At 68.3% G+C, this 5,234-nt stretch carries 4 protein-coding genes and 2 pseudogenes; 4 read left to right on the forward strand and 2 right to left on the reverse strand.

Annotation, left to right across the window (positions count from 1 at the left end; genetic code table 11):
- Positions 1–105, reverse strand: a pseudogene (locus tag KDL01_RS46280) (DUF1330 domain-containing protein); the annotation flags it as partial.
- A 149-nt stretch (positions 106–254) separates the two neighbouring features.
- The gene (locus tag KDL01_RS38860) at positions 255–833 is read right to left on the reverse strand and encodes a carboxymuconolactone decarboxylase family protein (protein WP_212533729.1); all 579 of its coding nucleotides are present in this window, start codon (positions 831–833) and stop codon (positions 255–257) included.
- 100 nt (positions 834–933) lie between these two features.
- Between KDL01_RS38860 and KDL01_RS46285 the strand changes: the two are divergent.
- The 4 genes and pseudogenes from KDL01_RS46285 to KDL01_RS38875 form a co-directional block, all read left to right on the forward strand.
- Positions 934–1,263: pseudogene (locus tag KDL01_RS46285) on the forward strand (winged helix-turn-helix transcriptional regulator); the annotation flags it as partial.
- Complete coding sequence (locus KDL01_RS46290; RefSeq protein ID WP_368861740.1) at positions 1,261–1,794, forward strand: DinB family protein; 534 nt, start codon at positions 1,261–1,263, stop codon at positions 1,792–1,794. The pseudogene KDL01_RS46285 and the gene KDL01_RS46290, both read left to right, overlap by 3 nt.
- Positions 1,795–2,141: 347 nt before the next feature.
- Positions 2,142–2,993, forward strand: a complete 852-nt coding sequence (locus tag KDL01_RS38870) for a maleylpyruvate isomerase N-terminal domain-containing protein (RefSeq protein WP_212533731.1) — start codon at positions 2,142–2,144, stop codon at positions 2,991–2,993.
- A 298-nt stretch (positions 2,994–3,291) separates the two neighbouring features.
- Positions 3,292–4,923, forward strand: a complete 1,632-nt coding sequence (locus KDL01_RS38875) for a tetratricopeptide repeat protein (RefSeq protein WP_212533732.1) — start codon at positions 3,292–3,294, stop codon at positions 4,921–4,923.
- Positions 4,924–5,234: the final 311 nt, after the last annotated feature.

The raw sequence follows: 5,234 nt of genomic DNA on the forward strand, positions 1-5,234 counted from the left end.
CCCACCCCCAGCCCGGACAGCCGGACCGGCCAGCTCGTTATAGGCAGCTGGCTTCTCAGGGTCCGAAATGGTGCGGTAGACACTAACCCAGTAGCCCTTAGCCACGGAACCTCCAGTGTTCGGAACTGTACATCTGGCTTTGAAATCAAAATCATGTCGGTCGCGCCTGATGACCGGCTATCGGTGTTGGCGCTCGCCGAGCATGCATGCCGTCGCCCACCTTCCACGCACGGGCTCTGCCCGCCGCATCACCATCATGACGGGTCACTTTGCAGGACGTCGGACCAGCGCGCCGCGCCAGGTTCGGATTGCAGGCGCGTGGCGGTGGCGATGAAGCAGACTGCGTGGTACCAGCCGCACAGGGCCAGGGCATCAAGGATCTGTCCGTCGTCGAGGTCCGCCGACGCCCTGGCCCACAGGGCGTCGGCGATGTCATAGTGCCGACAGAGCGCGTCGACCAGGTCGATCAGCACCCGATCGCGTTCACTCGTCCAACAGGGGTCTGAACTGCCGCCGGCGACCAGCGAGCGCGCCTGGTCGTCGGTCAGAGCCGCGCGTGCCGCGAAGTGGGCAACGTGTACGCCCCACTCGTATGCGCAGCCCAGGCGGACGCAGGTGCGGTCGATCACGATCTCGCGGTCCCGCAAGCCCAGACTCAGCCTCCTGCTGAGCTGATAGGACCCCATCCGGTGGGCCGCGTCGGCCAGCGCCGTGTTGCGGGCCAGCGTGGTGAACAGCGCGAGGGTCGGCCTGCCAGGCACTGCCATGCGGTGGATCAGCTCTGCTGTCGACGTCGGGTAGGGCTCGGCCACCGGGCTGATGCGCGGGCTCACGAATCACTCCTCAACGAGTACGCTTCGAAATCAGAAGCACTCACGGCTGCTGCTAGTGTTTCGGAAAACGAAGCAGTCGGCAAGGGCTGAAGGGATTCGCATGACGACATCGGCGCCTCGTCCAGGCCGCCCGGTCCGCGGCTCTGTCACCGGCCGCCCGGTCATGGCGGCCCTCGACCTCCTCGGACGCCGCTGGACCCTGCGCGTGTTGTGGGAGCTTCGCGACGGCGCGCTCGGCTTCCGCCCACTGCAGAAACGCTGCGACGGCATGTCCTCCAGCGTCCTGCAGACCCGGCTGACCGAACTGCAGCAAGCACTTCTCGTCATCCGCCACCCCGATGGGTCCTACCAGCTCACCGACCTGGGAGCAGGTGCCTGCCAGGCCCTGCTCCCCCTCAACCGGTGGTCCGGCGACTGGGCCGCGGCGATCGACGCGATCCCACCGCTGGTCCCGGAAGACCACGTGTGCGACAGCTGCGGCCTCAGCTACCCGTACACCGACACCGAACAGGCAGCCGACATGCTCGCCTCGCTGCCGGCACGCTTCCGCCAAGCCGTCGCCGGCCTCACCGACGCGGCGCTGCGCCGACGGCCCGAACCCGGGACGTGGTCGGCCATCGAATACCTGTGCCACGTCCGCGACGTCTTCGACGTCTACACCGACCGGATCAACCAGACGCTGGCCCAGGAACATCCGGTCCTGGAGCCGATGCGCAACGACCAGCGCGCCGTGCAAGGACGCTACAACGACCAGAACCAGCGCGAAGTCCTCGACGCCCTGACCGAGGCAGCCGCCCGGCTCAGGGCCCTGATCACCGGGATCACCCCGGCCCAGCGGCTGCGCAGCGCGACACGCCTGCCCGGCGAGGAACGCACCCTGCTGTGGCTGATCCGGCAAGCCGCCCACGAAGGGATTCACCACCTGCACGACATCGAACGCCCGGCGACACCCGGAAGTTGAACGCGTCCCGCCGCGATCACGAACGTCCCGGTGCCGCCGGCCTTCCGCAGGGCCCCGGACGACTGCATGCAATGTGATCAGCGAGCCTCGTGAGTTCGGGTCGGCGCCTGCTCTGATGCTCTGACACCGTGGCGGAAGGTGCCGCGTCACCTGGAATGATCGGTTTGCTGAAGTCTGATCAGAACACCGCGCTCATCTGGCCTGGCGCCGGCGGTCGGCATGGGCCAGGCGCCGTAGCAGGTGCGCGTGCTGCCCGCCGTGCCCCATCGCCCGCGGTGGTGAATGAGGGGCCTGCCATGTACAGTCGTCGCCGTCGCCAAGGATGTTTCGGACGATAGGGGCGGATTGTGGATTCGGCCGGTCGTGAGGTAGTGCGAGGCGCGCTGGCGCAGGTCGGTGAGTCGCTGGTGCGGATGCTTCGCCAGGCGGCGCCGCAGACGCCGGTCGTCGGGTCCGAGTGGACGCTGGCCGAGGCCGCGAGTCACGTGGCCATCGTCCTGCGGGCGTTCGCTGGGGCCGCGCGTGGGGAGGGTGTGCGGGAGCTTCCGTTCGATCTCGGCGAAGGGGACTTCCATCACCGTCTCGCGCTGCTCAACGGCGCACTGATCAGTACGATGACCGACCCGGACTCTGCTCGCCAACTGGCGGTCGCGGTCGACCTGATCGAGGAAGGTCTTGCGGCGCTGCTCGACACCACGGCAACGCTGGATCCCGCAGAGGAGTTGCACACACCCTGGTACGGGCCCGGGATGACCAGGACCACGGACACCCTCACCGCGCTGGCGCTCGGCGAGGTGATGATGCACGGCTTGGACATGGCCCGCACCACGCAGGTGCCATGGCCGATCGAGCGGTCGGTGGCCCTGGTCCTGGTGCGCGAGATCATCCTCCAGATGACGCCGTTGATGCCGACGGCGGCCGGCCGCAACGCCGCGGTCTCGTACCGCATTCGCTGGCGTGGCGCGCCGGATCGCCAGCCGGATCTGGTCATAAGCTTCGGAGACGGCGTCGTGAGCACACGCGAGACGCTCTCACGCGAACGGACTGATTGCAGCCTCTGGGCGCGACCCGTCGGGACCCTGCTCCTGGTCTATGGCCGGTCCTCCGTGTGGCGCCAGGCGTTCACCGGCAACGTCATCGCCTGGGGTCGGCGCCCCCAGGCCGCCACTCGCCTGCCGGACCTGCTCTGCCAACCGTGAGCGCGACCGGTTTGCCCGGTCGCATCAGCGCGGAGCACTTCCGCGTTGAGGAACTGCTGACATGCTGGGGCTTCAGACCCGATCTTCACCGGCACGGAGCCATGCTTCATGGCCACCTGAGATGCCGGGGCGGATCAGTATCGCCCGCCCCTGGTTTCGGAGCTACTGTGAGGCCATGGGTGGGACCACGGGATCGGACGGATTCGAGTCGGGGTCGGCGGGCTCGGCGCGCGGAGAGGCCCGCGCGGCCTATGAACTCGGGCTTCGGCTACGGAGGGAAGGACAGCTCGGGGAGGCGATGGCCGAGTTCCGGCGAGCCATTGCGACCGGTGACCTCAAGTTCGCCCCCTTCTCCACGTACGCGCTTGGCAGAGTTCTGTTACAGCTGGACCGCAGGGACGAGGCGATGGCGGCGCTGCGGGAGGCGGCGTACTCGCGGCGCTCCGATCTGGTGGCGCGTGCCGCGTATTTGCTGGGTCGGCAGCTCGGACTCGCCGGCGACTTCGCGGGCGCGTGCACCGAGTACCGCAGGGTGCTGGATTACGGCGATCCGTGGTATTCGCCGCGGGCCGCACTGCAGCTGGGTTCCTGTCTTTACATGCTGGGGGACATGCAGGGCGCCCAGGAGGCCTTTCGGCAGGCCGTCGCCGACTGCGACCGGTCCCGGACGGCCGACGCATCGGTGCTTCAGTCGGCGTTCCTGAGCCTCGGCATCGTCGTGCAGGGCGACGGCGATCGAGATGAGGCCCGATCGTGTTACGAGCAGGCGATGGCCGGCCCGGACGCGAAACTCAGAGGTGACGCGGCGACCCGGCTGGCCGCCCTGGTCGAGGCAGCGGGCACGCCGGAGGCGCTCGATGCGGCGCAGGCGCTGCTCCGCAGCGCGATCGAGGACGGGCACGACCGTGCCCTGCTGGTACTGGCTGATCTGCTGGGCCGCCACGCCCGGTGGCATGAGGCGGAGCCCTTCTTCCGGCGGGCCCTCGACGCCGGGGTCGTCGGAGCCCGGGCGCTGCTCGGTGAACTCCTCATCCGACTCGACCGGCTGCCTGAGGCAGAGGACTGTCTCAGGCAGGCACAGGCCGAGGATGATGATCAAAGCGCGTCGGTGTGCCTCGCGATGCTCCTGATGCGCAAGAGTTGCCGTGCGGAGGACCTCGAGGTGATCCGGACGTGGGCCATCGAGACGCCGAGCTATCGCGAGCACATGCTGCCCACAGACGGTGAGCTGGCCAGGATCGTGCAGGCGATGTGCGCCGGGCAGTGTTTCGGGTCCCTGCAAGACCTCCTGCATCCGCTGGAACCGAGCGCCGACCTGGAAGAGGCCGAGCGGTTGCTCCGGCGTGCGACGGCGGCGGGTGTGCAAGCCGGGCCGCGTCTGTTGGCGGGGCTGCTCGACTCGACCGGCCGCGACGAAGAAGCCGAGGCGCTCTACCGAACGGCCCTTGCGGCGGGCGACGAGCGTGCCCGGGAAGGCCTGCTCAAGCTGCTGATGATGCGCGAAATGCCCGCCGTGCTGGACCAGGGCTCGACGTCGCCCGAGATCGACGAACTGCTCACCGCCTGCGCACGGTCCGCCAATCCGATGGTGCTCTTCTCCGTCGGCTCCGCGTACGGACTGCTGGGCCGCGAGGAGGAGGCGAGCGAGTGCTTCCGCGCGGCGGCCGCGGCCGGCAATTCGACCGCCCGCGCCTACATGCTCCTTGAGAGCCTGGACGAGCGTCGGCGCGAAGACGCGGAGCTGTTGCTGCGGTCCCTCGCCGTCGACGGCGAGGCCACGGATTTCGACGCGCTCGAAGGCATGCTCGGCATGGTCGCCGAAGGCGACGAAGGCCGCGAGTTGCTCGCCCGGCTGCGGCGCGTCCGAGTGAGCCGCGGCCGTGATTCCGACGTGCAGGCGTTCCTCGACCTGCTCTTCAGCATTACGTGACACAGGGCTCGCGCGTCAGCACAGTGGATTCGCCATCGCGACGGTGCTGGTCATGGAGGCTGGCGCGGCGGAGAGGACTCGTGCCCGTACACGCCGACGGCGGCTGTCAGCGCTCTTGGTCGTTCGTCACCGTTGACATTGAGGTCGGTGAGCACGAGCAGGGCGTTGTCGGTGCCGAAAATCCGAGGATGTCCCGACTCTCGTAGAACTTCGCAGGTGGCGGTCCCCCACCTGAAGCCTGCCAGTTGGTAGGTATCGGGTGAATCTGCCAAGAATCATCCGAGATGAGGGACCACCGTGAAGAAGAACGT

Origin of the sequence: Actinospica durhamensis, assembly GCF_018139695.1 — a bacterium.
Classification (GTDB): Bacteria; Actinomycetota; Actinomycetes; order Streptomycetales; family Catenulisporaceae; genus Actinospica; species Actinospica durhamensis.